The sequence below is a fragment of the Nocardiopsis alba DSM 43377 genome (assembly GCF_000341225.1).
Taxonomy (GTDB): domain Bacteria; phylum Actinomycetota; class Actinomycetes; order Streptosporangiales; family Streptosporangiaceae; genus Nocardiopsis; species Nocardiopsis alba.
On record NZ_ANAC01000010.1, the window covers coordinates 162,125 to 185,541 of the forward strand.

Below are 23,417 nucleotides of genomic sequence, written 5' to 3' on the forward strand. Positions count from 1 at the left end.
ATCACTTTAGAGCGTTCGGAGGATGAAGTGGTCTAAACCAGGTTGCGATCCGTCGTATACGAGGTGCTGCGGGGGTGAATTCGGTGACCCTCCGTGAGGGCCAGGGGGTGCGCTCCGGGGGTGGCGGGAGGCCTGGGATCGTTGCCCTGTCAGGGTTCTCGTCATCCTTCGGAGGGTTCCGTGGTGTCCGAACGTGACCGTGTCCTGGCCGCTCTGTCGGCCGAGGCGACCTCTTTGGAAAACGCCCTTTCGGGCCTGTCGGAGCGCGAAGCGGTCTATACCACTCGGTGTCCTCCGTGGGACGTGGCGGCGTTGGCGGTCCACACGGTGGGCTCCTTGTACCAGACGACGGTGGCGTTGGAGGGCCCCTCCCCCGCCGCCGAGGAGGTGTCGGTGTCCGCCTTCGGCTATTACCGGCCCGAGGTCCGTTTCTCCCCGGAGGTGAACCGGGCGCGGGTGGAGAGCGCGGTGGAGAAGGCGGCCCGGCGGTCGGACGCCGGGGAGCCGGGGCGGGTGTTGGGTCGCGTCCGGCGGGAGCTGTCGGCGCGTCTGGCAGTCGAGCCGCTCGACCGGGCCGTGCGGACCCGGCATGGGGACGCGATGACGTTGACGGACTACCTGTTGACGCGGGTGATGGAGCTGTCGTTGCACGGACTGGACCTGGCGGACGCGTTGGGCCGGGATCCGTGGATCTCCCCGGAGGGGCTGACCCTGGTCCGCGATGTCCTGTTCGGGGCCGCGGATCGTGACGCGTTGGAGCGGGTGCTGCCGGGGGTGTGGGACGGCGGTGAGGCGACGGTGGCGACCGTGCGCGCGGTGACGGGGCGTTCGTCGGAGCGGGTGGAACGTTCTGTTCTGGAGGCGGCCGGGGCGCGTCTTCCGGCGTTGGGCTGAGGTGTTCCGCACTCCGGCCCCTCCCCGGAGCCGGAAGCGGAACGTCGTCAACGGGCGCGGCGCGGCCGGGGGAGGTCCGGGACCAGGTGTCCGTAGGCGCGCAGGATGCGCAGGCGCTGGATGGTGCGCATCCCTTCGCGTTCGAAGGTCGCGGTGGTGTCCCAGTGGTCCCAGCAGGCGTCCCAGCCCCCGTCGGGGCGCTGCTGGTCCTCGAACACCTCGAGGTTGTGTTCGATCTCGGTGTCGGTGAACAGGGGCCGGGCGATGTGGTGGGGGTGCGATGCCAGGTCCAACGGAGTGTGGACGTGGCCGGTGGCGCGCGGGTGCACGTCGATGACGGCGCGGATCATGGTGGACAGGTGGTTCATCGCGGTCAGCGCGCGTGGCCGGTCGGGCACGTACTGGAGGAATCGACAGATACCGATGGCCTCGTGCGGGTCGGTCCAGCCGAGCGCGTCGATCCTCTTCCAGCAGAAGGCCGTGGCGTGGTCGCGCCACGGGTGGGTGATGTGGTTCTTGTGCAGCAACCCCGTGATGCTCGCGGTGACGTCGAGACGGCTGGAGAAGTCGGTGGTGTGCTGGTACCAGGGCGCGGCCTCGGTGTGGCGGACGTTGGGCAGCACGTCGGGCAGCCCTCCGTCGTCGTTGGAGACCGAGGTCAGGTAGCGACAGACGCCGTAGCCGAGATCCTCGGGGATCGTTCCCAGTTCGTCGAGGTGGCGCAGGGCCAGTTCGGTGGCCACGGGCTGGCTGGAGTGCCCACGCAGGTCGGGGTCGAGGCTGTTGCCGTAACCCCCGTCGAGATTGCGGTGGGCGACCAGGGCGGCACGCACGGGTTCCGCCGGTCCGGACTGGAAGTGGTAGGCGAAGCGGTGCCGGTCGACGAGCCGGGCGCTGCGCATGATGAAGTGCTCTGCTGCGCGGTAGGAGTCCCAGGTCACAACGGTCATGCTTCGACGGTAAGCACACATACCCGGTGGGTGAATAGCGCGACGGGGATCCATTCGCGATCTTTACGCCCGGTTCTCAGAGGAGTGGCGTTGGCGACGTCTGTGGAGGATGAGGGCGCCGATCCAGGACACCGCGACGCTGAGGGCGACGAGGAGCTGGACGGTGAGGAGGTGCTCCCGCGGGTAGACGACGCCGGTGAGGTAGTGCTCGATGAAGCCGCCGGGCGGGAGTCCGGCCTGTCCGGCCCTCTCACGGCCCCAGGTCTCGAGGTCGGTGAGGGGGCAGTCCCAGCCGATGAGGGTGATGCCGAGCCCGTAGAGCGCGCAGGCCATGTGCGGCCAGAGAGCGGGGAGGCGGTACCAGGCGAGGTAGCCGCCGACGGCCACGTAGACGAGGAAGGCCATGTGAAGGACCATGGCCCCCTCGCCGACGAGCCGGTAGATCATCCTTCGAGGGTAGGTGTCGGTCGCGGAGGGTGTCATCCCTCGGCCGGGGAGGGGCCGGGACGAACCCGGCCCCTCCCCCGCTCGACCTGCCCCCCTAGACCAGAGGGCGGGCGGTGGGCGGGATGGCGGTGGGCAGATCGCCGCCCCCGCCGAGCGCCCGGTCGACGGCGGCCGCGGCGGAGCGGCCCTCGGCGATGGCCCAGACGATGAGCGACTGGCCCCGCCCCATGTCCCCGGCGCAGAAGACGCCGTCGACGCTGGTGCGGTATTCGGCGTCGCGGACGACGTTGCCGCGGCCGTCGAGTTCGACGCCGAGCTCGTCGAGCAGGCCCTCCTTCTCGGGGCCGACGAAGCCCATGGCGAGGGTGACGAGGTCGGCGGGGATCTCGCGTTCGCTGCCCTCGACGGGTTCGAAGCCGTTCGGGCCGCGTTCGACGTCGACGAGCTTGAGGGCGCGGACGTGGCCGCGTTCGTCGCCCAGGAACTCCAGGGTGTTGACGGAGTAGATCCGGCGGCCGCCCTCCTCGTGGGCGCTGGTGACCTTGTACAGCATCGGCATGGTGGGCCAGGGCTGGTGGTCGGGGCGCTTGGTGGGCGGCTTGGGCATGATCTCCAGCTGGGTGACCGAGGCGGCCCCCTGCCGGTGGGCGGTGCCGACGCAGTCGGCGCCGGTGTCGCCGCCTCCGATGACGACGACGTGCTTTCCGCGCGCGTCGATGGGGGCCTGTTCGAGGTCGCCCTCCTGGACCCTGTTGGCCAGGGGCAGGTACTCCATGGCCTGGTGGATACCGTCGAGTTCGCGGCCGGTGGCGGGCAGGTCCCGCCACCGGGTGGCGCCGCCGGTGAGGACGACGGCGTCGTGGTCCGCCCTGAGCCGTTCGGCGGTGATGTCGACGCCGACGTCGACCCCGGTGCGGAAGGTGGTGCCCTCGGCGGTCATCTGGGCGAGGCGGCGGTCGACGTGCCGCTTCTCCATCTTGAACTCGGGGATGCCGTAGCGGAGGAGGCCTCCGGCGCGGTCGGCGCGTTCGTAGACGGTGACGTCGTGGCCGGCGCGGGTGAGCTGCTGGGCGGCGGCGAGTCCGGCGGGCCCGGAGCCGACGACGGCGACCTTCCTACCGGTGCGTCGGGTGGGGGGCAGGGGTCGGACCCAGCCCTCCTCCCAGGCGCGGTCGATGATGGAGACCTCGACGTTCTTGATGGTGACGGCGGGCTGTGAGATGCCGAGCACGCAGGCGGATTCGCAGGGCGCGGGGCACAGCCGGCCGGTGAACTCGGGGAAGTTGTTGGTGGCGTGGAGTCGTTCGATCGCCTCGGCCCAGTCGTGGGTGTGGACGAGGTGGTTCCACTCGGGGATGAGGTTGCCCAGGGGGCAGCCGTTGTGGCAGAAGGGGATGCCGCAGTCCATGCAGCGGGAGGCCTGTCGGGTGACGGTCCCCCGGTCGAGGTCCTCTTGGACCTCGCGCCAGTCCTGGATGCGCACGTCGACGGGTCGGTGGGCGGGGAGCTCCCGCTCGGTGATCTTCAGGAAACCCTTGGGGTCGGCCATGTTCTTCCTCCTTTCGGTTGCGGGGCTCAGGACTGCGCGGAGGCCATGACGGCCTCGTCGACGTCGCGGCCTTCTCGTTCGGCCTCGGCCCTGGCGAGGAGGACCCTCTTGTAGTCGCGCGGCATGATCTTGGCGATGCGGTCCAGGCCGCGGTCGCCCTGGGCCAGGAGACGTTCGGCGACGGCGGAGCCGGTCTCGGCGTGGTGGCGTTCGAGGATGTCGGTGAGGAAGGTCCGGTCCTCTTCGGTGGTCTCCTCGATCTCGACCATGTCGCCGTTGACGTTCTCGGGGTTCAGGTCGAGGACGTAGGCGATGCCTCCGGACATGCCGGCGGCGAGGTTGCGTCCGGTGCGGCCGAGGATGACGGCGCGGCCTCCGGTCATGTATTCGCAGCCGTGGTCGCCGATGCCCTCGACGACGGCGGTGGCGCCGGAGTTGCGGACGCAGAAGCGTTCGCCGACGACACCGCGGAGGAGGATCTCTCCGGAGGTGGCTCCATAGCCGATGACGTTTCCGGCGATGATGTGCTCTTCGGCGACGAGGGCGCTGTCGGTGTGGGGGCGGACGATGATCCGGCCTCCGGACAGGCCCTTGCCGACGTAGTCGTTGGCGTCTCCCCGGAGTCGCAGGGTGATGCCCTTGGGCACGAAGGCGCCGAAGGACTGACCGGCGGTTCCGGTGAAGGTGACGTCGATGGTGTCGGTGGGCAGGCCTCGGGCCCCGTGGCGTCGGGTGACCTCGTATCCGAGCATGGTGCCGACGGTGCGGTTGACGTTGCGGACGGGCAGTTCGAGCACGACGGGTCGACCGAAGTCGAGGGCCCCTTCGCTGAGCTGGACGAGGGTGTTGTCCAGGGCCTTGTCGAGGCCGTGGTCCTGCTTACGGCGGTGGGAGCGGTGGTCTCCGGCGAGGGGCTCGACCTCGTGGAGGATCGGCGACAGGTCCAGGCCCTGGGCCTTCCAGTGGTCGACGGCGTCGGTGGTGTCGAGCAGGTCGACGGAGCCGATGGCCTCGTCCAGGCTGCGGAAGCCGAGCGCGGCCAGGTACTCGCGGACCTCTTGGGCGATGAACTCGAAGAAGTTGACGATGTACTCGGCCTTGCCGGAGAACCGTTCCCGCAGGAGGGGGTTCTGGGTGGCGACGCCGACGGGGCAGGTGTCGAGGTGGCAGACGCGCATCATCACGCAGCCGGAGACGACGAGGGGCGCGGTGGCGAAGCCGTACTCCTCGGCGCCGAGGAGGGCCGCGACGACGACGTCGCGTCCGGTCTTCATCTGGCCGTCGGCCTGGACGACGATACGGTCGCGCAGGCCGTTGAGCAGCAGGGTCTGCTGGGTCTCGGCGAGGCCGAGCTCCCAGGGGGTGCCCGCGTGCTTGAGCGAGGTCAGCGGTGAGGCGCCGGTGCCACCGTCGTGTCCGGAGATGAGGACGACGTCGGCGTGCGCCTTGGACACCCCGGTGGCGACGGTGCCCACGCCGGCCTCGGAGACCAGCTTGACGTGGACGCGCGCGGAGGGGTTGGCGTTCTTGAGGTCGTGGATGAGCTGGGCGAGGTCCTCGATGGAGTAGATGTCGTGGTGGGGCGGCGGCGAGATGAGGCCGACGCCGGGGGTGGAGTGCCGGGTGTCGGCGACCCACGGGTAGACCTTGTGGCCGGGGAGCTGGCCGCCTTCGCCGGGCTTGGCGCCCTGGGCCATCTTGATCTGGATGTCGTCGGCGTTGCCGAGGTAGTGCGAGGTGACACCGAAGCGTCCGGAGGCGACCTGCTTGATGGCGCTGCGGCGCAGGTCGCCGTTGGCGTCGGGGGTGAAGCGGGCCGGGTCCTCGCCGCCCTCTCCGGTGTTGGACTTGCCGCCGAGGCGGTTCATCGCGATGGCGAGGGTCTCGTGGGCCTCGGCTGAGATGGAGCCGTAGGACATGGCCCCGGTGGAGAAGCGCTTGACGATGGCGGAGACGGGTTCGACCTCGTCGATCGGCACGGGTTCGCGCACGCCCTCCTTGAGGCGGAAGAGTCCGCGGAGGGTCATGAGCCGTTCGGCCTGGTCGTCGACCTTGCTCGTGTACTCCTTGAAGATCTCGTACTTGCGGACCCGGGTGGAGTGCTGGAGCTTGAAGACGGTCTCGGGGTCGAACAGGTGCGGTTCGCCCTCGCGGCGCCACTGGTACTCGCCGCCGACCTCCAGGCGCCGGTGGGCGGCCGGGGTGGCGGTGTGGGCGTGGCGGTGGCGGAGGGCGACCTCCTCGGCGAGGACGTCGAGGCCGACGCCGCCGAGTCGGGAGGTGGTGCCGGTGAAGCAGCGGTCGATGACGTCCTGGCCCAGGCCGAGGGCCTCGAAGATCTGGGCGCCGGTGTAGGAGCCGACCGTGGAGACGCCGATCTTGGACATGATCTTGAGGACGCCCTTGGCGTAGGCCTTGAGGGTGTTGCGGGCGGCGGTGTCGGCGTCGATGTCGCCGAGGGTGCCGCGTCGGACCAGGTCGCGGACGGTCTCCAGCGCCAGGTAGGGGTTGACGGCGGAGGCGCCGTAACCGATGAGGAGTGCCACGTGGTGGCATTCGCGGACGTCGCCGGCCTCGACGAGGAGACCGACCTCGGTGCGGGTCTTCTCGCGGACGAGGTGGTGGTGGACGGCCCCGGTCAGCAGGAGCGAGGGGATCGGGGCCCGGTCGGCGTCGGCGTTCCGGTCGCTGAGGACGAGGATGCGGGCGCCGGCGGCGATGGCCTCGGAGACCTCGGTCTCGATCCGGTCGAGGCGGGCGCTCAGGGCGTCGCCGCCTCCGTCGACGGGGTAGGTGCCGTCGATGGTGTGGGTGCGCAGCGCCGGGTCGGTCTCTCCGGCGGCGACGATGGCGGCGAGGTCGCTCTGGTCGACGACGGGGGTGGGCAGCGCGAGACGGCGGGCGGCCTCGGGGTTCGGTCCACGGTGCAGGAGGTTGCTCTCCGCGCCGAGGAGGGTGGTGAGGCTGGTGACCATCTCCTCGCGGATGGCGTCCAGCGGCGGGTTGGTGACCTGTGCGAAGTTCTGCGAGAAGTAGTCGAAGAGCAGGCGCGGTCGGGTGGAGAGGGCGGCGACGGGGGTGTCGGTGCCCATGGATCCGATGGGTTCGGCGCCGGTGCGGGCCATCGGGGTGAGGATGACGCGGAGCTCCTCCTCGGTGTAGCCGAACACCTGCCGGGCGCGGTCGGGTTCGGTGACCGGGGCGGGGTCGGCCTCGGGGAGGTCGTCGAGGTGGACGATGCCGTTCTCGACCCACTCCCGGTAGGGGTGTTCGGCGGCGAGCTCGGCCTTGATCTCCTCGTCCTCGATGATGCGCCCTTGGGCGGTGTCGACGACGAAGATGCGGCCGGGCTGGAGTCGGCCCTTGCGGACGATGGTGGCGGGGTCCAGGTCGAGGACGCCGGCCTCGGAGGCCAGGACGACGAGGCCGTCCTCGGTGACCCAGTAGCGGCCGGGGCGCAGTCCGTTGCGGTCCAGGACGGAGCCGACGATGGTGCCGTCGGTGAAGGACACCGAGGCGGGGCCGTCCCAGGGCTCCATGAGGGTGGAGTGGTACTCGTAGAAGGCCCGGACGGCCGGGTCCATCGTGGTGTGGTTCTCCCAGGGCTCGGGGATCATCATGAGGACGGCGTGCGGCAGGCCGCGTCCGCCCAGGTGGAGGAGTTCCAGGACGTCGTCGAAGGAGGCGGTGTCGGAGTCGTCGGGGTCGACGATGGGCAGGATCCGCTCCAGGTCGCCGGGGATGAGATCGGTGGCGAGTCCGGCCTCGCGGGACCGCATCATGTTCCGGTTGCCCTTGACCGTGTTGATCTCCCCGTTGTGCGCGACGTAGCGGAACGGGTGGGCGAGCGGCCAGGAGGGGAACGTGTTGGTGGAGAACCGGGAGTGGACCAGGGCCAGGCCGGAGGTGTAGCGCCGGTCGGACAGGTCGGGGAAGAACGGTTCGAGCTGGGGCGTGGTGAGCATGCCCTTGTAGGCGATGGTGCGCGGGGACAGGCTCGGGAAGTAGGCGCCGGTCTCGTGTTCGGCGCGCTTGCGGACGCAGTAGGTGTGGCGTTCGAGGTCGATGCCGGTGAGGCCTTCGGTGGGGGTGCCCTCGCGTCCGGTGACGAAGATCTGCCCGAAGTAGGGCATGGACTCGCGGGCGGCGGGCCCGCTGTAGCGGGGCTCGAAGGGGACCTCGCGCCAGCCGAGCAGGGTCAGTCCCTCGTCGGCGACGATGGCGTCGATCTCGGCGACGACCGAGGCGCGTTCGGCGGCGTCGACGGGGAGGAATCCGATACCGGTGGCGTAGGCGCCGGCCTCGGGGAGTTCGAAGTCGCAGACCTCGCTGTAGAGCTCGTGCGGGATCTGGGTGAGGATGCCCGCGCCGTCGCCGTCGTCGGGGTCGGCTCCGGAGGCGCCCCGGTGGTCGAGGTTGCGCAGGACGGTGAGGGCCTTGCTCACGGTGTCGTGGGTGCGGCGCCCGGTGAGGTCGGCGACGAAGCCGAGTCCACAGGCGTCGTGCTCGTGGGCGGGGTCGTAGAGGCCCTGGGGGGACGGTCCGGTGTTCGTTCGGGCGGACGAACGTCGCACGTGTTCAGCGGGCATCGGTCCTCCTGTCGTCATGAAGTGGGCTTTTGTGAAAAGCGCGTTCGGGACGACGTTGGCCCTGCTGCGTGCGTGATTCTGTTGTGCTCTCGCCGGGACGCTCCCGCCGGGGCGGGTGTGTTCCCGATGCCGGAAGGGTGCGCGCCTCGGAGGGTCGGCGGTGGTCGGGGTGCCCGTGGTTCGGGCCTCCGCCACCGTTCGACGTGGGCGGCACGCTGTGTCGAACGGGTCGGTGACGGCGCCGCGGTGCGCTCTCTCCGGTCCCGTTCGCGTCCGCCCGATGCGAGGCGACGCGTGTTCCTCTCGGGGTCGTTCCCGAGGGATCCGGCTCAGCGAATGTTTCCACGAGGAAACTTCACCAAACCTCTCCATGTCAAGACATCACCCTCGGGTGGTGTCCGTTTCACCTCCCTTCGGGGAGGTTCCATGGTGAAGTTCGTGCTGGTCACGAGGGTGTGGTGGGCTTCGGGGCGGGGTGGGGGGACGCTTCGGGAGTGATGTCCCCCTCATCGGTGACGTACCTGTCCCGGCCCGTGTCGCCGCACACGTGCGTGTGCCGTGGGAGGATCGCCAGATGGCAGGACACCCGACTTCCCCCGGCCCGGATTCCGGGGCCTCGAACGATCCCACCCGTGGACCGGGCTCACCGGTCCCGGATCTCGCGACGTCCCTTCGCGGCGACGCGGACCCTCCTCTGCCCGCGGCGGCCGAGAGGTTCCTGCGCGAGCACGGTGTGGACGCGCCACGCCCTCGGCAGATCCTGGCGTTGCTCTCCGACGGACGTTGGTGGAGCGCGAACGATCTGGTGCGGGCCGGCGGTGTGGCCCATTCCGTGGTGAACTCGCTGCTCAAGACGTTGGACGAGGCAGGTGAGGTGACTCGGGACGGAGATCGGTTCCGGTTGGTGCGGCCCGAGCACTATCGCGGTGCCTCGGCCCCCTCGCTGGCCGATCCCGTGGCCCATCTGTTGTCCGATCATCCCAGGGCCGCCTCCGAACTGGTGCGGGCTGTCGCCGAGGGCCCGGCATCGGACCTGGATCTGGACCACGTGTCGGCGACGGCGGAGACGGCGTTGCGTCGCGCGCTCTTCCTGGACACCCGTTTCGATCTGCGTCGACGGACGCTGTTGTGCGTGGGCGACCACGACCTGACCTCCCTGGCCCTGCCTCTGGTCCGGCCTGGGGTCCGTGTGCTGGTCGTGGACCTGGACGAGCGGGTGTTGGCGCACATCGACGCGGTGGCCGAGCGGCTCGGGCTGCCGGTGCGCACGCACAGCGCCGACCTGCGTCTGGGATTGCCTTCGAGCCTGCGCGAACAGGCCGACGTGGTCTTCACCGACCCGCCCTACACCCCGGAGGGGGTGGGGTTGTTCGTGCGACGCGGGGTGGAGGGCCTGGCCGACCCCAAGCGGGGTCGTGTGCTCGTGGCCTACGGGGCCAGTGAGGCCACTCCGAAGCTCGCGGCGGCCACTCAGGCCCGGCTGGTGCGGTCGGGTCTGTTGATGGAGGCCGTGTGGCCGGACTTCAACCGGTACCTGGGGGCGGAGTCGATCGGCGCCGCCAGCGACCTGTACGTGCTGCGGCCGTTGGCGAAGCCCTCGCCCTCCTCCGGTGGCGACAGCGCGCGGGTCTACAGCCAGGGCTCCAACGCCAAGGAGGCGCGGGGGCGTTTGGACGCCGAGCGGGCCGCCGCGGTGCTGGAACGGGTGGCCGAGGAGGACGTGGAGGGTTCCGACGCCCCGGCCCTGGTCGGCGACTGGCCGCGCGAGGTCCGTCGTGAGGTGCGGGTGCGGCTGTCCACCTGGATGGACTCGCCGACCGCGGCGGGGACGTGCGCGGTGGTCGATCTCACCGGTGGTTGGGATCGGTCGGCGCCCCGGGTGGCGTTGGCCTCGACGAGCGACACCGTGTACGTGCTGGTGCCCTCGGCCTCGACCTGGGTACGTGACGAGGCCGGTCAGAAGGCCTTCCGGGCGATGGTGGAGCCGGGCGCGCGGGTGCGGTTCCTGCGCGGTTTCGGAGCCCCCGATCTGACCGCGATCCGGTTGACGCGCAACCCGGATCCGGGTGGGAGCACGGGTCGCCTCCTGGCCCATGTGCAGGGGCGGGCCCACGGCACGCTCACCACGACGTTGCGGACCGGTCTGGTGGAGGTGGCCTCCTGGCGGGGCCGCCCGACCAATAAGCGCACGGCCCGGCAGGCGGTGGCGTCGGCTCCGGCGTGGCTGCCCGGGCACAGCCTGTTGGACCTGCCCGAGCATCGTTTCTCGGAGTTGCGGGTGTTGGCCTCGGAGCTGGTGGCCCGGGTGGAGGAGTCGCAGGGCGCCTGAGCCCCGGTCCGACGACACCGCGGGCCCGGAGGGGGTTCCCTCCGGGCCCGCGGTGTGTCCTGTGGTGTTCCCCTACTGGCCGGGCTCCACCGGAACCTGTTCCTGAGGGACCTCTTCGGTACCGGGCTCGACGGGGACGCCCGCCTCTCCGGTACCGGTCTCCCCCGTGCCCTCGGTACCGGGTTCGGCGGGGACGCCCTCACCGGTCGTGTCGGGCTCGCCGGTACCGGTCTCGCCGCCCTCGTCACCGTCGCTGTACTCGACCAGGCGACGGAAGAGGGGCTCTCGGAAGTTGGCCAGGGCCACCAGCGGGGTGGAGAGGGTGACGCGTTCCTCCACCGATTCGGAATCGGTCGGCTGAACCCAGACCACGACCAGGTAGTGACCGCTGACGATGGCGTCGGCCGCGCTGTATCCGGAGCCCAGACGGTCGAAGGGGTCACTGCCGGAGGGGGCGAGGAGGAAACCGGGGTCGACGACCTCCTCGGCGGACTCGTCGTCCTCGGGTTCGGGCGCCTCCATGGCGTCGGCGACGGCACGGCTGCCCTCGACGTCGGCCAGGTTGAACACGGCGGCCACACCGAAGTAACCGTCCGCCACGTAGGTGGCGCGTCCGACCTGGGAGCAGTCGGCCGCCGCCAACGCGTCGGTGACCTCCTGACCCCAGACGGCGGCGGAGCAGTCCTCGGTCAGGTCCGAGTCCCGCAGGGTGAAGTCGATGCTCTGGCTGGAGATCTCGGCGTTGCGGCGTTCGAACAGCTCGCCCTCGTTCAGGGGGCGCGAGTCCACCTCGCGGGAGGCGAGCACCTCGTTCATGCTGCCGGCGTCCCGGATCTTGTAGACGACCGGGCGCGTCTGCTGGGCGGCCGCGTCCTCTCCCTCGTCCCCCGTGAACCTGAGGAACAGGAAGGTACCGAGGACGGCGAGCACCACGACCAGCGCCACGACGACGATGATCAGGGTCCGGCCCGGACGTCCGGCCTCCTTCTTGCGTCGGCCACCGCCCCGGCGGCGCCCGCCCTCGGCGGAGGGGGCCGTCGAGGTCCGGGACTCGTCGGGCTCGCTGTTCTTCCTCCGGCGGCCCGGCCGGCCGGGCGTCGATGGTTCAGAAGGGGACACCCAAAGGACCTTTCCGTGGGTTCGGGCCGGTCACCGAGGTGACCGGCCCGCTTGCGCTCGGGATTCGGGGGGATGGATCCTCCCCCCGGTACGACCCTGGCGGGGACGGGTCGATCTGTCCGAGATCCTATCGGGGCGCCCGACAGGGCCGAACAGATCCACCGTCTCCGTCGTCACTCACCGTCGGGACGGTTCGCGACGACCTCGTCGTAGACGAACGAGAAGGCGTTCATGGAGGCCACGTTCAGGGTCGCCATGTCCGTGTCCTTACCGGGCGGCTCCCCGTCGACGCGTCCCGACCAGAACACGGCCAGGTAGTGGCCCATGACCTGGGTGGAGGCCTGGCTGTAGCCGTCCTGGAGTCCGGGGATCCCCTCGTCCTCACGGGTGAGGAGGAAGCCGGGGCCGGTCTCGGCATTGGTCGGGTCCATCGCCGCGGCCACCTCGGTGGCGCTCTCGCTGTCGGAGAGGTCGAACAGGGTCACCTGCGCGACGTAGTCCTCCTTGGAGTCGGTGTAGACGCCCGAGGCCGCGTTGACGCAGCCGCCGTCCAGGAGACTCTGACCGAGCTCCTCGCCCCACACCAGAGAGGTGCAGGAGTCGGTGACCTCGGAGGCCCTCAGGTCCAGCTTCATGTCCCCGAGCTCGAGCTCGTCGACGGAGCCGAACACCGAGTCGTCGGTCATCGGTTCCGCGTCGGCGGGACGCTCGTCGATGGCCCCGAACACCTCGGGGTCGTCGGGCTGGAAGAGGTACAGCTCCGGGGTGAGGGTGCTGTGTCCCTCGGGCGGGGCCACGATGGAGTCCTCGCCCCCGGCCGAGCTTCCTCCGCCTCCGGTGACCAGCTGGAAGCTCAACAGGCCCAGGAGGGCGACCAGAGCGAGGCTGAAGGCTCCCAGGAGCACTCCGAGCACGGCGGTGCCGCGCTTGCGCTTGCTCTGCTCGGCGAGGGTGTACACGATCTGGTTGGGCCGGTCGCCCAGGACCGAGACCTTCTTGATCGCGGACGCGGAGAAGGCGGAGACACGGTCGACACCGCGCTTGTCCTTGCCCTTGCCCTTGTTCTTCCGTCGCCCACCGCGACGACCCGGACGTTCCGCCTCGGCGTCCTGCTCCGGCTCGTCGTCGTGGTACTCCGCGGCGTCGTCCTCGGCATCGCGGGTGTGGGTGTGGCCGTACTCCTCGGAGAAGTCCTCCTCGGGGTCGTAGCCCTCGTCGTATCCGTCGTCCTCACGCTCGTAGTCGTGCTCTTCGACGTGGTCTCCGGTGTGGGTGCCGGAGGCGTGACGGGTTCCGCCACGCCGTCCCTTGCGTCCGTAACCGGACTCGGCTCTGCTCACGGTCTTTCTCAATCGTCAACCCGTGGTCTGCTCGACTGGTGGGGAGAACTCCCTTGGACGCGGTCGGCCACGGGCCGACGCGTCGGGGTTCACTGTCCCCGATCTACTCGGGCTTCGACCCGGAGTCGCCTCCGGCGCCTTCGGCACCGTCCTCCGCCGAGCCCTCGCTACTAGATCGCTCGGGACGCGGATGGTATTCCGTGCCGGCTCCACTGGAAGCGTCCGTGACCTGGTCGAACCCCGAATCGTCGGTGTCCACGGCGCTGTAGACGGTGCCCTGGTCGTCGGTGTCACGCGCACCTGTGTCCCCGAACACCTGGGTGCCCGCGTCGTGGCCGTGCGGGACCACCGCGGTGGAGAAACGGTCCAGGCGGCTACCGGCCCACACGAAGTAGGCCAGGGCGCCGAGGAAGACGACGATCGAGGTCCAGTTGTTCAGACGCAGGCCGAGGAAGTCGTTGGCCGGGTCCACGCGCAGGTACTCGATCCAGAAGCGGCCGACGCAGTAGCCCATGACGTAGAGGGCGAAGAGGCGCCCGCCCTGGAGGGAGCTCTCGAAGCGACGGCCGAGGTAGGCCAGGAGGATCGCCAGGCCCAGGCACCAGAGGGATTCGTAGAGGAAGGTGGGGTGGTACGTGGTCACACCGGGCTCCATGCCGGCGCGAAGGTAGCCCTCGGGGGTGAGGTTGATCTCCACGGCCCAGGGCAGGTCGGTGGGACGGCCGAACAGCTCCTGGTTGAAGTAGTTGCCCCAGCGACCGATGGCCTGGGCCAGCGGGATGGTGGGGGCGATGGCGAAGGCGAGCTTGGACATCGACAGCCCGCGTTTGCGCGCGACCAGCCATACGCCGAGGGCTCCGAGCGGGATGGCCCCCCAGATACCGAGTCCGCCCTCCCAGATGTAGAAGGCGCGGATGGGCTCCTTGCCCGGCCCGAAGTAGAGCTGGGCGTCACTGATGACGTGGTAGAGGCGTCCACCGATGAGCCCGAGGATCACGGCCCAGACGGCCATGTCCATGATGGTGCCGGGCTCTCCCCCCATCGCCTTCCACCTGCGCTCGCTCCACAGGACGGCGACGATGACGCCGGCCAGGATGCACAGGGCGTAGAAGTGGATCTGCAGGGGCCCGATGGGGATCGCGTTGACCTCGGGGCTGGGAATGGCCGCGAGGGCGCGACCGTACTCGATCGCGCCCTCGAAGGCTGTCGACGGCAATGTCAATGCTCTGCTCTCGGGTTCGCCCCGCGCGCGGGGTTCTTGTCAGGGGTTGTCCGCGTCGCCCCCGTCGCCCATCGGTCGAGTCTCGACCTCGCCCGGTCCCGCGGAGGCGATCGCCTCGGACAGACCGCGTGCGGTCATGGCGCTGTTGTTGTCGAGCAGTTCGCCGTTGATGTAGACGGAAGGTGTGCCGCGGAACGCGTTGTCTCCGCTGTAGCGAGTGTAAGCCGTTCCGGTGGCGTCGATGATCTCGCCCGTGTAGGTCCCGTCGAGGAACGAGGAGTCGTGCCCGTTCTCGTCGCCCCACTTGAGCAGGTCGGCCAGGACCATGGTCCCCAGGGTCTCCTCGCCGATCTGCTCGGTGGCGTCCTGGGTCAGGGCGGGAAGGAACTTCTCGGTGAACTCGGTGACGATCTCGGCCTCGGCGTCGAGGCGTTCGTCGAACTCGGCACCCTGGGTGTCGTCGCCGCCGGCCTCTCGGAACCATCCCTTGAGTTCGTCGACGTCGAAGCCTTCACGGCCCTCGGTCGGCTGGTTCTCGAAGAGCAGGTCGTTGTACTGGACGAAGAGGTCGTGGTCGGCGGCGGCGCGGGCGGCGGCCCCGGCCCGCAGCGAGTTGCTGCTGATGGGGACGGGCTGCTGGGCGAAGATGCTGACCGGCCGGAAGTGGACGATGGCCTCGCCCTCGGCGGCACGCTCCTTGAGGAGGTCGCCGTTGAGGAGTTCGAACTGGCGGCAGGCCGGGCACTGGTAGTCGGCGTACACCTCGACGACGGGGGCCTCCACGCCCTCGTCGGCCATGACGACGCTGCCGTCGTCCTGGAGGGTGGTGGTGGCCAGCGGACCGTCGTACTCGTCGCCCTGACCGTAGGTGAGGACGGCGTAGCCGACACCGACGACGAGCAGGACCACGAGCGCGGCACCGCCGAGGACCAGAAGGGTCTTGTTGCGCTTGGCGGCGCGCTTCTCCCTCTCCCGCTGTTCCCTGAGTTTCTCTCGGGAGCGCTTGCGCGCTTCACTGCCCATGCTTTCCCCTGTTTCCGATGTTGCTGAAGTGATCGACCGTGCTGTGGAGTGGCCTCCGGCTCACTTGTAGAGCCCGAGGGTCCGGTCGAGGGCGAAGGGTGAACGGGGCCAGATCGCGATGAACGCGCCCAGCGCCGCGAAGACGATGTCGCGGGCGATGGAGAGCCCGTAGGTGGTCTCCCCCGGTTCGACCTGTCCGCCGCCGCCGAAGCAACCGCAGTCGATGTTGAGGCCGCGGGCCATCGCGGAAAAGATTCCGGCGATGAAGACGACCATGAGGATCGCGCTGACCGCGCCCACGTATCGGGTGGCCAGACCGGCCAGGAGCAGCAGGGCCAGCGCGAGTTCGAAGAGGGGGAGGGTGTAACCGATGAGCCGGGCGATCTCGTGGGGGAAGAGGTCGTAGGCCTCCACCGCCTGGACCGACAGTGCCGGCGGGAACTTGGTGACGGCCGCGGTGATGAGGACGGCGGCCAGGCCGAGGCGGCAGGCGAGGCTGATCCAGGGTTGGACGGTCTCCCAGCGTGTGGGGGGACGGGGGGCGGCGTCGTCTGGTGTGTCCGTCATCTGAGGCCTTCGGGAGAGGGGTCGGTCGTCGGCGAGCGTGGCTCCGGGTGCCCGGGCCGTCGCTCTTCGTGTCGATAGAGATCCTACTTGCTGTAGTGGACGGGTGACACTGGGTTCGAACCCCGTGGTGACGGAGCGGCACCCGGCGACCCGGAGCACCGCCATCACATCACCGACACGCCGTTCTCGGGACCGATCCGGCCGTTTTCCCAACCCCTTCTCACCCGATTCTCACCCTCTTAACCCGAACCGCGATCGAAGAGGTCCACCGGCCCGAGAACGCCTCCGTCGCTCTCCTCCCCCGAACGCGATTCGCCCCTCGGGCCGGACCCGAGGGGCGAACGGTGGTGCGGGAGGCGATCAGCGGGAGCGGACGCCTCCGGCCAGTTCCTCGGCGAAGGAACGGACCGCGATCAGCCCGGTCTCCAGGTCCGGAGCGTCCAGGACCCGCTGGCAGAACCCGGCGCCGACGATGACCCCGTCGGCGTAGGCGGCGACCTCGGCGGCCTGGGCCGCGGTGGAGATGCCCAACCCCACGCAGATCGGCAACTCCGAGTCCCGGGTGACCTCGCGGGTGCGCCGGACCAGGGTCTCGGCGGTGTCGGCGACCTGGGCCCGGGTACCGGTGACGCCCATGAGCGAGGCCGCGTACACGAACCCGCTACAGGCCTCGGTGGTCAGCGCCAGACGCCGGTCCGAGGAGGAGGGCGCCACCAGGAAGATCCGGTCGAGCCCGGCCTTCTCCGAGGCGTCGTACCACTCGCGGGCCTCCTCCGGGATGAGGTCGGGGGTGATGACCCCGGCCCCGCCGGCGTCGGCCAGGCCGGTGGCGAAGCGCTCCACGCCGTAGCGTTCGATCGGGTTCCAGTAGGACATCACCAGGGCCGCGGCACCGGTGGCGGCGGTGGCCTCCACCACTCGGAACACGTCCTCCGTGGTGGTGCCGGAGTTCAGCGCCATATCGGCCGCCCGCTGGATGGTGGGGCCGTCCATCATGGGGTCGGAGTAGGGCAGGCCGACCTCGATGACGTCGCAGCCGCCCTCGACCATGGCCTGGACGACGCGGATGGAGGACTCCACGTCGGGGAAGCCCGCGGGGAGGTAGCCGACGAGGGCGGCCCGGCCGGCGGCGCGCGCCTCGGCCATCTTGGTCTGCAATGTGGTGGTCGGCATCAGGCCTGTCCCTCCGAGTCGACGAGGCCGAAGTAGTCGGCGGCGGTGTTGACGTCCTTGTCCCCGCGTCCGGAGAGGTTCACCAGGATGATGGAGTCCGGGCCGAGCCTGCGGCCCAGCCGGATCGCCCCGCCCAGGGCGTGCGCGCTCTCGATGGCGGGGATGATGCCCTCGGTCCGGCACAGCAGCCGGAAGGCCTCCATCGCCTCGGCGTCGGTGACGGGCTCGTAGGTGGCGCGGCCGGTGGCGGCCAGGTGGGCGTGCTCGGGCCCCACCGCCGGGTAGTCGAGTCCGGCGGAGATGGAGTGGCTGGGCAGGGTCTGGCCGTACTCGTCCTGGAGGACGAAGGTACGGGCCCCGTGGAAGACCCCGGGGCTGCCCGCGGTGATGGAGGCGGCGGTGCGGTCGGTGTCGGCGCCCTCTCCCCCGGCCTCGAAGCCGTACAGGGCCACCTCCTCGTCGGGGATGAAGGCGGCGAAGATCGCGATGGCGTTCGACCCTCCGCCCACGCAGGCGGTGACGGCGTCGGGGAGACGGCCGGTGAGTTCCAGCGCCTGCCTGCGGGCCTCGGCGCCCACGGTGAAGTGCAGGTCGCGCACCAGCTTGGGGAAGGGGTGCGGTCCGGCGGCGGTGCCGAAGAGGTAGTGGGTGCGGTCGACGTTGGCGACCCAGTCCCGGAAGGTCTCGTTGATGGCGTCCTTGAGCGTGCGGCTGCCGATCGTGACCGGGACGACCTCGGCGCCGAGCATCCTCATCCGGGCGACGTTGAGGGCCTGACGGCGGGTGTCCTCTTCGCCCATGTAGATGCGGCACTCCAGGCCGAGCAGCGCGCAGGCGGTGGCGGTGGCCACGCCGTGCTGGCCGGCACCGGTCTCGGCGATGACGCGCGTCTTGCCCATGCGCTTGGTCAGCAGGGCCTGGCCCAGCACGTTGTTGATCTTGTGCGAGCCGGTGTGGTTGAGGTCCTCGCGCTTGAGGAGGATGCGGGCGCCGCCCGCGTGCTCGGAGAAGTTGCGGGCCTCGGTGAGCAGGCTCGGACGGCCGGCGTAGTTCTTGAGCAGGTCGTCGAACTCGGCCTGGAAGACCGGGTCCTCCTTGGCCTTGGCCCATTCGGCCTCGACCTCGTCGAGGGCGGCGATGAGGGCCTCGGGGGCGAAACGCCCACCGAAACGGCCGTAGTGCCCCAGCTCGTCGGGCACCGGTTGAGCGTGACTCATGGGAAGTTCTCCTGGAAGGAGGCCGACCGCGGTGGTTCCCCCGCCGACGTTCGCGCCGCGGGGAGGCCGCGCGCCGACCGGCTGTGCGCCGCCGGGGTCCGGCGGCTCGATTGGTTCGGGTCAACGCGGCGACGGGAACCCGCGGACGTGTACGCCTACGGGCTCCCTAGAGCCATCGCCATCGACGGTGGAGCGTGGTGCGCCCCTCGTACTCCGTCGTCGTCGCCATCGTCGGTGGTTCCCTTTAGTTCCGGTCGCGCAGGGCGGGGTGGGCTCCGGCGGTCACCAGGTCGGCGACGGCCTCACGCGGGTCGCGTCCGCGGACGAGGCTCTCGCCCACCAGGACGGCGCCCGCCCCGGCACCGGCGTAGGCCAACAGGTCGTGCGGGCCTCGTACCCCGGACTCGGCGATCCTGACGCGGTCCGCGGGGATGAGCGGGGCGAGCCGGGCGAAGGTGTCCCGGTCGACCTCGAGGGTCTTGAGGTTGCGCGCGTTGACGCCGATGACGGTGGCTCCGGCGTCCAGGGCGCGGGCGACCTCCTCCTCGTCGTGGACCTCGACCAGGGGGGTCAGCCCGAGGGAGCGGGCCCGCTCGACCAGGGAGACCAGGGCCTCCTGGGACAGGGCCGCGACGATGAGCAGGACGGCGGAGGCTCCGAAGACGCGGGCCTCCCACAGCTGGTAGGAGCTGACGACGAAGTCCTTGCGCAGCAAGGGCGTGTCGACGGCGGCGTGGACCGCGCGCAGGTCGTCGAGGCTGCCCTTGAAGCGGCGGCCTTCGGTCAGCACGCTGATCCAGGTGGCGCCGCCGGCCTCGTAGTCGCGGGCCAGCGCGGCCGGATCGTCGATCGTCGCGAGCGGGCCCTTGGAGGGGCTGGCGCGCTTGACCTCGGCGATCACGTGGACACCGGGGCGGCGCAGGGCGGCCTCGGCGTCCTGGGGGGCGGGCACCGACTCGGCCTTGGCCTTGAGGCTGTCCAGCGGCAGTTCCTCTTGCCGCTGGGCCAGGTCAGCGCGTACTCCGTCGAGGATCTCGTCGAGCACGCTCACCAGTTCCAGCTCCCTCGTGAAGATCGTTTCTCGGTGGCCGTTCCGGCGATCGGGCGCGGGTCGGCTCGGCGGGCTCGGACACACCGCCGTCACACCGTGTGTTGGTCATCGTATCCACCCTCGGCGGCGTGGGGGGCGTCGACCCCGGATCACCACGCCGTGGAGTTCGGGGATCACCAGGACGGTAGGAGCGGGGTCCCGGGCGCGAGGAAGGAGAACCAGGGCAGATTGCGCAGAATCCAGAAGGTGACGATGCCCGCCAGAATGCCCCAGGGCGCCCAGGCCGGGAGCGGAACCGGGGGGCGGCTCCCGCGGTGCGGCCACAGGCTGTTCCTCAACCAGGTGAGGTAGGAGTACAGGGCGAAGGGCAGGAAGAGCATGAGCAGGGGGTTCATGCTCAGCGCGCCGAGGACGTCCAGGTGGGTGAGGGCGGACAGGGCCCGGGTGGTGCCGCAGCCGGGGCAGAAGGTGCCGGTCAGCGCCAGCCAGGGGCAGCCGGGGTAGAAGCCCGGCTGGTTGGGGTCCACGGTGTGGAGGAGGACCACACCGACCAGGCCCACGGCTCCGAGGCCCAGCGGCCAGATGGCCGGGTGGACACGTCCCAGAGACCGCGCGATCGCGTTCGTGGGTCGCGGGGGTACCGAAGAGGGTTCATCGTGTCGCACCCATCCGAGCGTACTAGGGGTGCGCCACTCCTCGAGAAACGGCGAGGGCCGGTGCGGCACCGTCGATTCACGATGGTGCCGCACCGGCCCTGGATCAAGCGGAGACGGCGACTCCGGCTCAGTAGGTGTAGCTCGGAGCGGTGCCCACGGCCACGATCATCATGACGACCACGAAGAGGATGTAGGCGAGCGCGAGGCCGAACCCGATGAGGCTGATGATGCCGAGGATCTTCGAGGTGTTGGAGGCGGACTCCGCGCCCGCGTAGTCTCCGACGGCCCACTTGCTGTTCACCTGAAGGGCGAAGATGATGCCGATGATGCCGATGATGGTGCAGCCGAAGATACCGAGGATGTTCATCCACAGGTAGGTCTTCGGGGGCTCGGCCGGGGGCTGCCCCCCGAAGCCGGGCTGGCCGCCGGTGGGAGGCCCGTAGCCGCCCGCGGGCGGGCCGTAACCGCCGGTGCCGTAACCGCCGGGCGGCGGACCGGGGTTACCGGGGGGCGGAGGACCATAGCTCATGAGTGAATGTCTTTCCGGAAGAGGACAAGGGTTTTCACGCGACGCCGCCTGAGCACACGTCGCCCCAACGGGGTACAGGGTCGGGGGTCACCGGTACGCAGCCGACGGATTCGCATCGTGTCGGTTCGACGAGACAGCGACGAACCGGATCGAAACGGCTGACAGGACCGATGAAGTGAATGTACCCGCCACATGGGACCTTCGTCTATTTTCCGTTACTCACCCGTTGTGACCTGTGTTTTCTCCCCCGACCCGAAATGGCGTCAGTTGCCGCTCGTGGCGGCGGCCTTACGGCCCGCTTCCCACTCCTCGCGCGTCGGCGGGATCGGGCGGGGCTCCTTACGGCCCAGACCGGCCTTCTTCATCACACCGGCGATGATCGAGAGCACGACGCTGGCGGCCAGGGCGATGATGGTCCACGTCAGCAGGGAACCGCCGGCGATGACGGCGATGGCCGCCACGGTCCAGGCCACGATCCAGCTGATGGTGAGGAACCAGGCGGAGACGGTGTTGCCGTGGTCGTCGTGTTCTTCGTGGTGCGCGTCGGCCATCAGTGGTTCTCCTTCGATTCGGCCGGCCGGTCGGCCGGCGGTGCGGGTTCGGTGTCGTCACCGGGTTCGGCCCGATCCACCGGCGCGGTCGCGGTGGGCGTGCCGTCGCCCGGGGCGTCAAGTGTGGGGTCGTCACCGGCATCCAGCGATCTCCACAGGTCGGCAGGTGTCTCCGCCTGGTGCGGACGCGGTGCGGCGTCCCGATCGTACCGGTTGCCCATCCCCGGCCAGGCAGGGGCACGCACGAGCGCCACCAGACCGCTCAGTGCCAGGAGGAGCCCCCCGGCGGCCCCCATGAGGGGCCCCAGGGCGTGGACTTCGGGGGTTCCGACGACCTCGCCGGTGCCGGCGGTGTCGGTGGCGAGGTCGGCGATGGCACCGATCAGGGCGTCCGGGCGTGTGGCCGACCACAGGGTGGTGAGCGCGAACACACCGCAGAGCACGATGAGGGCGCCGACGACCCGACGCGCCCAGGAACGGGTGGCGTACAGGCCGGCGATCCCGGCGAGGCCGGCCCATCCGAGGCCGCTGAGGGCTCCGGCGAGTTCGCCTCCGGTGACCTCCACCGGGACCGGTGCGACGGGCCCGGGAGAGCTGAAGGATCCGGTCACCCAGACCCGCCCGGAGGCCGCCAGCATCAGCGCGGCCCCGGCGATCATGGCGAGGGTGACCACGCCGTATTCGCGCCGGACCCCGGTCCTGGAGGGTGTGCGCGCGGTGGTCACAGCAGCCGTCCCGCGTCGAAGCACGTACGGTCGCCGGTGTGGCAGGCGGCCCCGGTCTGGTCGACGCGGAGCAGGAGGGTGTCCCCGTCGCAGTCGAGTGCGACGGACACCACACGCTGGGTGTTGCCGGAGGTCGCCCCCTTGAGCCAGTACTCGTTCCTGCTGCGCGACCAGTAGGTGGCCTCGCGCGTGGTGAGGGTGCGGTGCAGGGCCTCGTCGTCCATCCAGGCGAGCATGAGGACCTCGCCGGTGTCGTGTTGCTGCACGACGGCGGGGACGAGCCCCTCCGGGGACCGTTTCAGGCGCGCGGCGATGTCCGGGGCGAGGTTGCTGACGCTCATGCTCCCAGGTTATGGGGGATCCGCGATCGATGCTCACCGGGTGCGGGCGAACGGTCTTCGCGCACACGATCTAGAGTGCGAGCGTGCGCGGCCCGGCCGCCTCACGACCCCGACCACCTGGAGACCTTCCGTGACCGCCGATTCCCTGGCCGCCGATCTGGCGGGCAAACCCGAAGCGCTGAGCGCGCTCTCCCGCCGTTTCCCGCGCTGGGATCCCTACGCGGCGCTGCCCGCTCTCCTGGACGACGAACCGGCCTCGGTGCGGTTCCTGGCGATCGGATCGGCCCACCGGGCCTGCTCGGTGGCGGCGGCCCGGCTGCGTCGTGCGGGGATCGGCGCGCAGGCCGACCTCTCCTCCTCCGCGGAGGAGCCTCCCGCCGGCCCGGAGACCCTGGTGGTGGGGGTGACCCTGGGCGACGGTCAGCGGGAGCTGTGCGCGAGCCTGGAGCGTTATGTCGGCCGTTCTCCGGTGGTGGTCCTGGCCCCGGATCCCGACACGGTGGTGGCCCGGTACGCGGACCTTCTGGTCCCCCTGCGCACGGGTGAGGAGGCGAGCGGTCTCGGCTGTCACGCCTACCGGAACGCCTTGGCGCTGCTCCTGCTGTTGGGGCACCGTCTGGGGGCTCCGGTGGGCGGGAGCGGGAACTTCCCCGGCCTGTTGATGCGGGTCTCCCACGCCGAGGAGACCCTGTTGAAGAGGGCCCCGGAATGGGTGCCCGAGGTGGCCGAGGTGTTGGAGTCCCCGTCCGGGGTGCACCTGGTGGCCCCGGCGGAACGGCTCGCCACGGCCTGGCAGGGGGCCCTGGTGCTGCGTCGGGGTCCGATCCGGACGGCCCACGTGGCGGAGACCGGAGAGTGGTCGCACACCGACCGGCATCCGGCCGCGGTGACGGACTACCGGGCGTTGCTGTTCGCCGGTTCCTCCTACGACCAGAGGTTCGCCGAGCACCTGGTGCAGTTGCGGGGCGCCTTCGTGGCGGTGGGCTCCACCCCCGATCGGGAGCGCGTACCGGGCGCGGCGGCGACCGTGCGCTATCCCGGGGACACCGATCCGGACGTGCGTCTGCTCACCGAACCGTTGGTGCCCGAGCTCCTGGCCGCCCACTGGTGGGCCCGGACGGACCGCTGAGCACCGGCCGTCCCGG

At 70.4% G+C, this 23,417-nt stretch carries 20 protein-coding genes; 3 read left to right on the forward strand and 17 right to left on the reverse strand.

The features are described 5' to 3' along the window. Positions 1 to 183 precede the first annotated feature (183 nt). Positions 184 to 894, forward strand: a complete 711-nt coding sequence (locus tag D451_RS0108025) for a maleylpyruvate isomerase N-terminal domain-containing protein (RefSeq protein ID WP_017534050.1) — start codon at positions 184 to 186, stop codon at positions 892 to 894. Positions 895 to 941: 47 nt separating this feature from the next. Here D451_RS0108025 and D451_RS0108030 read toward each other — a convergent pair whose 3' ends face one another. From D451_RS0108030 to gltB, 4 genes are all read right to left on the reverse strand, one after another. Further along, the gene (locus D451_RS0108030) at positions 942 to 1,835 is read right to left on the reverse strand and encodes a hypothetical protein (RefSeq protein ID WP_017534051.1); all 894 of its coding nucleotides are present in this window, start codon (positions 1,833 to 1,835) and stop codon (positions 942 to 944) included. A gap of 72 nt (positions 1,836 to 1,907) precedes the next feature. Next, positions 1,908 to 2,291 carry a DUF2784 domain-containing protein gene (locus D451_RS0108035; RefSeq protein ID WP_026124911.1) on the reverse strand — a complete coding sequence of 128 codons (384 nt, stop codon included), beginning with the start codon at positions 2,289 to 2,291 and terminating at the stop codon, positions 1,908 to 1,910. A gap of 94 nt (positions 2,292 to 2,385) precedes the next feature. Further along, on the reverse strand, positions 2,386 to 3,840 hold the full coding sequence (locus tag D451_RS0108040; RefSeq protein WP_017534053.1) for a glutamate synthase subunit beta: 1,455 nt from the start codon (positions 3,838 to 3,840) through the stop codon (positions 2,386 to 2,388). A 26-nt stretch (positions 3,841 to 3,866) separates the two neighbouring features. Then, entirely contained in the window at positions 3,867 to 8,429 is a 4,563-nt protein-coding gene (gene gltB, locus D451_RS0108045) for a glutamate synthase large subunit (RefSeq protein WP_014909741.1), read from the reverse strand. Positions 8,430 to 9,003: 574 nt separating this feature from the next. Here gltB and D451_RS0108050 point away from each other — a divergent pair. Next, on the forward strand, positions 9,004 to 10,758 hold the full coding sequence (locus D451_RS0108050; RefSeq protein WP_017534054.1) for a bis-aminopropyl spermidine synthase family protein: 1,755 nt from the start codon (positions 9,004 to 9,006) through the stop codon (positions 10,756 to 10,758). A 72-nt stretch (positions 10,759 to 10,830) separates the two neighbouring features. Here the strand turns inward: D451_RS0108050 and D451_RS0108055 are convergent, their stop codons facing one another. The 13 genes from D451_RS0108055 to hisI all read right to left on the reverse strand — a co-directional run bounded on the left by D451_RS0108055 (position 10,831) and on the right by hisI (position 22,272). Then, positions 10,831 to 11,877, reverse strand: coding sequence for a hypothetical protein (locus D451_RS0108055; protein WP_017534055.1), 1,047 nt, complete (start codon positions 11,875 to 11,877; stop codon positions 10,831 to 10,833). Positions 11,878 to 12,050: 173 nt separating this feature from the next. Further along, positions 12,051 to 13,217 carry a hypothetical protein gene (locus D451_RS0108060; RefSeq protein ID WP_017534056.1) on the reverse strand — a complete coding sequence of 389 codons (1,167 nt, stop codon included), beginning with the start codon at positions 13,215 to 13,217 and terminating at the stop codon, positions 12,051 to 12,053. A 103-nt stretch (positions 13,218 to 13,320) separates the two neighbouring features. Further along, the gene (gene lgt / locus D451_RS0108065) at positions 13,321 to 14,433 is read right to left on the reverse strand and encodes a prolipoprotein diacylglyceryl transferase (protein ID WP_017534057.1); all 1,113 of its coding nucleotides are present in this window, start codon (positions 14,431 to 14,433) and stop codon (positions 13,321 to 13,323) included. A gap of 45 nt (positions 14,434 to 14,478) precedes the next feature. Further along, positions 14,479 to 15,462 (reverse strand): DsbA family protein, encoded by a 984-nt coding sequence (locus tag D451_RS0108070; protein WP_017534058.1) that lies wholly within the window; start codon positions 15,460 to 15,462, stop codon positions 14,479 to 14,481. Between the two features lie 60 nt (positions 15,463 to 15,522). Further along, positions 15,523 to 16,029: a MauE/DoxX family redox-associated membrane protein gene (locus tag D451_RS0108075; protein ID WP_026124913.1), complete on the reverse strand. Its 507-nt coding sequence runs from the start codon at positions 16,027 to 16,029 to the stop codon at positions 15,523 to 15,525. Between the two features lie 360 nt (positions 16,030 to 16,389). Then, positions 16,390 to 17,202 carry a tryptophan synthase subunit alpha gene (trpA, locus tag D451_RS0108080; protein ID WP_017534059.1) on the reverse strand — a complete coding sequence of 271 codons (813 nt, stop codon included), beginning with the start codon at positions 17,200 to 17,202 and terminating at the stop codon, positions 16,390 to 16,392. After that, the gene (gene trpB, locus D451_RS0108085) at positions 17,202 to 18,419 is read right to left on the reverse strand and encodes a tryptophan synthase subunit beta (RefSeq protein ID WP_026124914.1); all 1,218 of its coding nucleotides are present in this window, start codon (positions 18,417 to 18,419) and stop codon (positions 17,202 to 17,204) included. The genes trpA and trpB overlap by 1 nt, the downstream gene beginning before the upstream one ends. Positions 18,420 to 18,663: 244 nt before the next feature. Then, positions 18,664 to 19,470 (reverse strand): indole-3-glycerol phosphate synthase TrpC, encoded by an 807-nt coding sequence (trpC, locus tag D451_RS0108090; RefSeq protein ID WP_014909911.1) that lies wholly within the window; start codon positions 19,468 to 19,470, stop codon positions 18,664 to 18,666. Positions 19,471 to 19,643: 173 nt separating this feature from the next. Further along, on the reverse strand, positions 19,644 to 20,135 hold the full coding sequence (locus D451_RS0108095) for a DUF2752 domain-containing protein (protein ID WP_017534060.1): 492 nt from the start codon (positions 20,133 to 20,135) through the stop codon (positions 19,644 to 19,646). Between the two features lie 118 nt (positions 20,136 to 20,253). Then, on the reverse strand, positions 20,254 to 20,655 hold the full coding sequence (locus D451_RS0108100) for a CD225/dispanin family protein (protein ID WP_017534061.1): 402 nt from the start codon (positions 20,653 to 20,655) through the stop codon (positions 20,254 to 20,256). Positions 20,656 to 20,918: 263 nt separating this feature from the next. After that, positions 20,919 to 21,206: an HGxxPAAW family protein gene (locus D451_RS0108105; protein WP_014910855.1), complete on the reverse strand. Its 288-nt coding sequence runs from the start codon at positions 21,204 to 21,206 to the stop codon at positions 20,919 to 20,921. Next, positions 21,206 to 21,931, reverse strand: coding sequence for a Trp biosynthesis-associated membrane protein (locus tag D451_RS0108110; protein WP_017534062.1), 726 nt, complete (start codon positions 21,929 to 21,931; stop codon positions 21,206 to 21,208). Before D451_RS0108110 ends, D451_RS0108105 begins: the two co-directional genes overlap by 1 nt. Then, positions 21,928 to 22,272, reverse strand: a complete 345-nt coding sequence (gene hisI, locus D451_RS0108115; protein WP_017534063.1) for a phosphoribosyl-AMP cyclohydrolase — start codon at positions 22,270 to 22,272, stop codon at positions 21,928 to 21,930. The genes D451_RS0108110 and hisI overlap by 4 nt, the downstream gene beginning before the upstream one ends. A 130-nt stretch (positions 22,273 to 22,402) precedes the next feature. Here hisI and D451_RS0108120 point away from each other — a divergent pair, with 130 nt between their 5' ends. Further along, on the forward strand, positions 22,403 to 23,401 hold the full coding sequence (locus D451_RS0108120) for a phosphoheptose isomerase family protein (RefSeq protein ID WP_014909138.1): 999 nt from the start codon (positions 22,403 to 22,405) through the stop codon (positions 23,399 to 23,401). Positions 23,402 to 23,417 lie beyond the last annotated feature (16 nt).

Bases quoted from the DNA above. Each gene is read 5' to 3' on its own strand.
- D451_RS0108035 (WP_026124911.1), bottom strand. From the start codon at position 2,291: ATGATCTACCGGCTCGTCGGCGAGGGGGCCATGGTCCTTCACATGGCC.
- D451_RS0108040 (WP_017534053.1), bottom strand. From the start codon at position 3,840: ATGGCCGACCCCAAGGGTTTCCTGAAGATCACCGAGCGGGAGCTCCCC.
- gltB (WP_014909741.1), bottom strand. From the start codon at position 8,429: ATGCCCGCTGAACACGTGCGACGTTCGTCCGCCCGAACGAACACCGGA.
- D451_RS0108050 (WP_017534054.1), top strand. From the start codon at position 9,004: ATGGCAGGACACCCGACTTCCCCCGGCCCGGATTCCGGGGCCTCGAAC.
- D451_RS0108070 (WP_017534058.1), bottom strand. From the start codon at position 15,462: ATGGGCAGTGAAGCGCGCAAGCGCTCCCGAGAGAAACTCAGGGAACAG.
- D451_RS0108075 (WP_026124913.1), bottom strand. From the start codon at position 16,029: ATGACGGACACACCAGACGACGCCGCCCCCCGTCCCCCCACACGCTGG.
- trpA (WP_017534059.1), bottom strand. From the start codon at position 17,202: ATGCCGACCACCACATTGCAGACCAAGATGGCCGAGGCGCGCGCCGCC.
- trpB (WP_026124914.1), bottom strand. From the start codon at position 18,419: ATGAGTCACGCTCAACCGGTGCCCGACGAGCTGGGGCACTACGGCCGT.
- D451_RS0108100 (WP_017534061.1), bottom strand. From the start codon at position 20,655: ATGAGCTATGGTCCTCCGCCCCCCGGTAACCCCGGTCCGCCGCCCGGC.
- D451_RS0108105 (WP_014910855.1), bottom strand. From the start codon at position 21,206: ATGGCCGACGCGCACCACGAAGAACACGACGACCACGGCAACACCGTC.
- hisI (WP_017534063.1), bottom strand. From the start codon at position 22,272: ATGAGCGTCAGCAACCTCGCCCCGGACATCGCCGCGCGCCTGAAACGG.